This window comes from Azospirillum sp. FG154, assembly GCF_057809575.1.
Genome location: NZ_JBMDKF010000054.1, coordinates 1 through 5,539, shown reverse-complemented (window position 1 = coordinate 5,539; position 5,539 = coordinate 1). Strand labels below are relative to the sequence as shown.

General features: G+C 69.6%; 5 protein-coding genes and 1 pseudogene. 1 reads left to right on the top strand and 5 read right to left on the bottom strand.

What is annotated here, in order from left to right:
- Positions 1 to 547 (bottom strand): annotated as a pseudogene (locus tag ACODS4_RS27970) (hypothetical protein); the annotation flags it as partial.
- A gap of 423 nt (positions 548 to 970) precedes the next feature.
- Here ACODS4_RS27970 and ACODS4_RS27965 point away from each other — a divergent pair.
- Positions 971 to 2,047 (top strand): PA0069 family radical SAM protein, encoded by a 1,077-nt coding sequence (locus tag ACODS4_RS27965; RefSeq protein ID WP_488869129.1) that lies wholly within the window; start codon positions 971 to 973, stop codon positions 2,045 to 2,047.
- On the opposite strand, the gene ACODS4_RS27960 is transcribed toward ACODS4_RS27965, so the two are convergent.
- Genes ACODS4_RS27960 through ACODS4_RS27945 form a run of 4 tightly spaced genes read right to left on the bottom strand, consistent with a single transcriptional unit; the run spans position 2,029 to position 5,405 of the window.
- On the bottom strand, positions 2,029 to 2,925 hold the full coding sequence (locus ACODS4_RS27960; RefSeq protein ID WP_488869127.1) for an alpha/beta hydrolase: 897 nt from the start codon (positions 2,923 to 2,925) through the stop codon (positions 2,029 to 2,031). The genes ACODS4_RS27965 and ACODS4_RS27960 overlap by 19 nt on opposite strands.
- Entirely contained in the window at positions 2,915 to 3,616 is a 702-nt protein-coding gene (locus ACODS4_RS27955) for an ABC transporter ATP-binding protein (RefSeq protein ID WP_488869131.1), read from the bottom strand. The genes ACODS4_RS27960 and ACODS4_RS27955 overlap by 11 nt, the downstream gene beginning before the upstream one ends.
- 8 nt (positions 3,617 to 3,624) lie before the next feature.
- Positions 3,625 to 4,380, bottom strand: a complete 756-nt coding sequence (locus ACODS4_RS27950) for an ABC transporter ATP-binding protein (protein WP_488869125.1) — start codon at positions 4,378 to 4,380, stop codon at positions 3,625 to 3,627.
- Entirely contained in the window at positions 4,377 to 5,405 is a 1,029-nt protein-coding gene (locus ACODS4_RS27945) for a branched-chain amino acid ABC transporter permease (protein ID WP_488869123.1), read from the bottom strand. The genes ACODS4_RS27950 and ACODS4_RS27945 overlap by 4 nt, the downstream gene beginning before the upstream one ends.
- Between the last annotated feature and the right edge of the window lie 134 nt (positions 5,406 to 5,539).

The following is a 5,539-nucleotide window of genomic DNA, read 5'->3' as shown; positions in this document are numbered from 1 at the left end:
GAAGCTCCGGCTGCCGCCCCCGCTCCGGCGGCTCCGGCCCCTGCGCCGACGCCCGCCCCCGAAGCTCCGGCTGCCGCCCCCGCTCCGGCGGCTCCGGCCCCTGCGCCGACGCCCGTTCCCGAAGCTCCGGCTGCCGCTCCCGCTCCGGCGGCTCCGGCCCCTGCGCCGACGCCCGCCCCTGAAGCTCCGGCTGCCGCTCCCGCTCCGGCGGCTCCGGCCCCCGCGCCGACGACCGCTCCAGAAGCTCCGGCTGCCGCTCCCGCTCCGGCGGCTCCGGCCCCCGCGCCGACGACCGCTCCAGAAGCTCCGGCTGCCGCTCCCGCTCCGGCGGTTCCGGCCCCTGTGGCGACGCCCGCCCCTGAAGCTCCGGCTGCCGTCCCCGCTCCGGCGGATCCCGCGCCTGTGACGACGGCTGCTCCCGAAGCCCCGGCTGCCGCTCCCGCTCCGGCGGCTCCGGCACCCGCGCCGACGACCGCTCCCGAAGCTCCGGCTGCCGCCCCCGCTCCGGTGACTCCGGCTCCTGCGCCGACGCCCGCTCCCGAAGCACCGGCTGTCGCACCCGCCCCGGCGACGACGCCCGCGCCGGACGCTCCGGCGAAGACGTCGCCCTGACAAAGCATCGCCTTGATCGGTGACGATCGGGAGCGGCGTGGCGCAAGCCCGCCGCTCCTTGTCGTTTGGACCTCCCGCAAAGTTGGTCGCCCGCGCAAGGGTTATCGTATTTGGCGTCGAATCTCCCTCTCCCGTTTCGGGAGAGGGAAGGGGCCTGCCGCGAAGCGGTGGGAAGGGTGAGGGGTGATCCAAGGAACCATACAGTTTTGGTCTCTTGGACAACCCCTCACCCTCCCCACTTCGTGGGTCCCCTCCCTCTCCCGAAACGGGAGAGGGCGCTGATCGCCAAATGCGATACCCCTGCGCCCGCACAAATGTTCACTTTACGTTCTTATTCTCCCGGTCTATCCTGGCCGCCATGGACGAGCTTCAGCGGCAGAAGGTGAAGGGGCGCGGGGCGATCAGCAACGTCACCGCCCGCTATGAACGCGAAACCCGCGTGCTGGCCGATGACGGCTGGGGCGAGAATGAGGCGCTGACCGAGACGCCGCGCACCCACGTCGCCCCGGCGTCGGCCCGGACGATCATCAGCCGGAACCAGTCGCCCGACGTGCCGTTCGACCAGTCGATCAACCCCTATCAGGGCTGCGAGCACGCCTGCATCTATTGCTTCGCCCGCCCGACCCACGCCTATCTCGGCCTGTCGCCGGGGCTGGATTTTGAAACGCGGCTGTTCGCCAAGCGCAACGCGGCGGAACTGCTGGTCAAGGAACTCCGCGCCAAATCCTATGTCTGCAAGCCGCTGGCGCTGGGGGCCAACACCGATCCTTACCAGCCGATCGAGCGGACGGAACGGATCACCCGCCGCATCCTGGAGATCTGCCGCGCCTTCCGCCAGCCGGTCAGCATCATCACCAAATCGGCGCTGGTGGTCCGCGATCTCGACATTCTGGCCCCGATGGCGGAGGACGGCTTGGCCTCGGTCGGAATTTCGGTGACGACGCTTGACCGCGACCTCGCCCGCAGCATGGAGCCGCGCGCCAGCACGCCGCCGCGCCGCATCGCCGCGATTCGCGCCCTGAGCGAGGCCGGGGTGCCGGTCGCCGTGCTGGCCAGCCCGATGATTCCAACGCTGAACGACCATGAGCTGGAAGCGATCATGGCCGCCGCCAAAGACGCCGGGGCGAGCGCCGCCAACTACATCCTGTTGCGGCTGCCGCTGGAGATCAAAGATCTGTTCGAGGAGTGGCTGCGCGCCCATGTCCCCAACCGGGCCGACCGGGTGATGGCGCTGGTCCGCGACACCCGCGACGGCGCGCTCTACCAATCCGATTTCGCCACGCGGATGAAGGGAACCGGCGTCTACGCCGACTTGCTGCGCAACCGCTTCCTGCTGGCGCGGAAAAAGCTGGGGCTGGAAGCCCGCCATTTCCGCCTGGACTGCGGGCAGTTCAAACCGCCGCCCGCGCCGGGGGATCAGTTGTCGCTGTTGTGAGGGGCCAGCCCCAACAGCGCCAGCGCCTCGGCGAACAGGGCGCTGGACGGATCGGCCAAGCGGTCCACCACGGTGAAATGGTTGGCTCCCGCCTCGGCCAGCGTGCGAACGGCGTGGCCGCGCCCGGCCCAGGCCGCCGCGTAGTCGGCTTGCTGCCGGTGCATGTCGGGGCTTTCGTCCCCGCCCAGCGCGAGGGTCAAGGGCGCCAGCGTCAGCGGCGGGGCCGCGCCGTCGGGAACGCGATTGAGCGGGCTGAGCCGCCGCGCCTGATCGCGGTCCAGCTTCAGCGCCTCGTTGACGCTGAAGGGCAGCATCGCTTCCAGATCGTAAATCCCGCTGAGGCACAGGCCGCCCGCCAGACCATGGCCCGGTTCAGACGCCAACAGCGCCGTCAGATGGCCGCCCGCCGAATGGCCGGACAGGACAATCCGGCTCGCGTCCACCCCATGCGCCGCGCCGTTGGCGACCAACCACGCGACGCCGCCCCGGACATGGTCGATCAGCGTCTCGAAACTCACCTCGGGGCAGAGGCCATAGCCGACCAGCGCGACCGACGCGCCACGGGCGGTGAAGGGGTCCGCCAGAAAGGAGAACGCCTCTTTCGACAGGCCGCGCCAATAGCCGCCATGGATGAAGACCAGCAGCGGCGCTTTGCCGTCCGCCGCGCCGCGCTCCGTCGGGAACAGGTCGATCCGCTGGCGCGGGTGCGGGCCGGTGGGAATGTCCAACAGCGTGCCCGGACGTTGCCGGATCCGCGCGCTGTCCGCCTGCCAGCGTTCGATGACGCCGACATGCTCGGGCACCATGGCGCGGAAATTGTACTGGCGTTCGATCTCGGCGGCGTCCATGCCGCGATAGGTGTGCGCGTCAGACGCCAAGATAACGCTCCTTCAGGCTGGGATCGGCGAGCAGCGCGGCGGAATCGCCGCTCCAGGCCAGACGGCCCTTTTCGATGACATGGTGGCGGTCAGCCAGCCGGGCCAGCGCGGCGACGGTCTTGTCCACCACCAAAATCGCTTGGCCCTCCGCCTTCAGTTGGGCAAGGCAGGCCCAGATCTCGGCGCGGACCAGCGGGGCCAGCCCCTCCGTCGCCTCGTCCAGAATCAGCAGGGTCGGGTTGGTCATCAGCGCCCGACCGATGGCCAGCATCTGCTGTTCGCCGCCCGACAGGTTGCGGGCCAGATTCCCGGCGCGTTCGGCCAGACGCGGGAACAGGGCGTGCACCCGCTCGATGGTCCAGGGGTTGGCGCGCTTGTGGCGGTTGGCGGCGGTGGCGATCAGGTTCTCCCGCACGGTCAGCGTCGGGAAGACCTGCCGCCCCTCCGGGACCAGGGCGACGCCCGCCCGCGCGATGCGGTGCGGCGGCTGGCCCGACAGCTCCCGCCCCTGGAAACGCAGGCTGCCGCCGGTCGGCGGCGTCAGCCCCAGAATGGCGCGGATGGTCGTCGTCTTGCCCATGCCGTTGCGGCCCATCAGGGTGACGACCTCCCCGGCGCCGACCGTCAGGGACAGGCCGAACAGAACCTGGCTCTGACCATAGGCGGCGGTCAGGCCCTCGACGCGCAGCAGGGGTTCCATCAGACCGCCTCCCCCTCTTCGCCCAAATAAGCCTCGCGCACGGCGGCGTCGGCGCGGATGGCGGCGGGGCTGCCGCTGGCCAGCGCCGTCCCGCGCACCAGAACGGTGATGCGGTCGGCCAGCGCGAACACCGCGTCCATGTCATGCTCCACCAGCAGGATGGCGACGCCGCCCTTGAGATCGGCGAGCAGTTCGACCATGCGGGCGGAGTCCTCCGGCCCCATCCCCGCCATCGGCTCGTCCAGCAGCAGCAGCTTCGGCCCGGTCGCCAGCGCCATCGCCAATTCCAACTGGCGCTTTTCGCCATGGGCCAGGGCCGAGGCCGGAACGTCGGCGCGCGCGCCCAGCCCCACCCGTTCCAGCACCGCGCGGGCCGGGTCGCTCAAACGCCGGTCGCGCGCCGCGTCGCGCCAAAAACGGAAGCTGTGCCCGGCGTGCGCCTGCACCGCCAACGCCACATTGTCCAGCGCGGAAAAGCTGGGAAAGACCGAGGTGATCTGAAAGCTGCGCGCCAGCCCGCGCCGTGACCGCTGGTCCACCGGCAACGCGGTGACGTCGCGCCCGTCGAACAGGATGCGGCCCGAATCGGGCGTCACCTCGCCGGACAATTGGCCGATCAGCGTGGTTTTCCCGGCCCCGTTCGGGCCGATCAGCGCGTGCAACTCCCCCGCCGCGACGCTGAGCGACAAATGATCCGTCGCCGCCAGCCCGCCAAAGCGTTTGACCAGGGCGTGGGTTTCCAGCATCGGCGTCATGGTCGGTTCCCCCCGGTGGCGTTCCCCCTGGTGACGAGACCCCACAGCCCCTTGCGGGCGAACAGCACCAACCCCAGCAGGATCGGCCCCAGCACGATTTTCCAATGCTCGCCCAACCCGGCGTGAACCAGATTCATCGCCTCCGGCACGAACTCCTCCAGCAGCAGCAGGGCGGCGGCCCCCAGAACCGGGCCGATCAAGGTGCCGATGCCGCCCAGAACCACCATGACGATCAAATCGCCCGAGCGGCTCCAATGGAGATATTGCGGGCCGACGAACAGGGTGGCGTTGGCCAGCAGCGCCCCGGCCAGCCCGGCCAGCGCCCCGGCGATGACGAAGGCCGTCAGCTTGTAACGGGCGACGGGGTAGCCCAACGCCCGCATCCGCCGCTCATTGTCCTTGGCCCCCCGGATGACCCGGCCAAAGCGTGAGTTGACCAGCCGCCAACAGACCAGCAGCGCCGTGACCAGCAGGCCGAGCGTGACGTAATAAAAGGTGGCGTGGTCGGCGATGTTGGGGCCGCCGGGAAAGCTCGTACGGCTCCACAGCGCGATTCCGTCGTCGCCGCCATAGGCCTTCAACCCGGTCATCAGGTAAAAGAGCATCTGCGCGAAGGCGAGCGTTATCATGATGAAGGGCACGCCGCTGGTGCGCAGCGAGATCGCCCCAATGGGCAACGCCGCCAGCCCCCCGGCCAGCATGGCGAGCGGCCAGACGACATAGCCGTTCGTCGTCCCCGGCCACCCGAACAACGTCGATCCGTCGGCCTGATGGGCGAACAGGATGCCCACCACATAACCGCCGATCCCGACAAAAGCGGCGTGCCCGAAACTGACCATCCCGCCAAAGCCAAGGATCAGATCCAGACTGACCGCCGCCAGCGCGAACACGAGAATCCGCGCCCCCAACCGCACATAAAACGGCTCCCCCGCCCAAGCTGCGACGCTGGGCAGGGCCAACGCGGCGATCAACAGAACGACCAGAGCGATGCGGGGCGCGAGGGGGGAGCGGATCAGAGGGGGCATGGACGCTTGCGGCGGAAGGGCGGGGAAGACGGGGATTTTTGACACAGATGAACACAGATAAACACCGATGAACGCGGACAAGCGGCGGCTTTTCCGTTACAGCGTCACCCGTTTGAAACCCAACCGGGAAGAGC

Excerpts from the sequence above, each read along its gene's own strand:
- ACODS4_RS27945 (WP_488869123.1), bottom strand. The coding sequence starts at position 5,405 with ATGCCCCCTCTGATCCGCTCCCCCCTCGCGCCCCGCATCGCTCTGGTC.
- ACODS4_RS27950 (WP_488869125.1), bottom strand. The coding sequence starts at position 4,380 with ATGACGCCGATGCTGGAAACCCACGCCCTGGTCAAACGCTTTGGCGGG.
- ACODS4_RS27965 (WP_488869129.1), top strand. The coding sequence starts at position 971 with ATGGACGAGCTTCAGCGGCAGAAGGTGAAGGGGCGCGGGGCGATCAGC.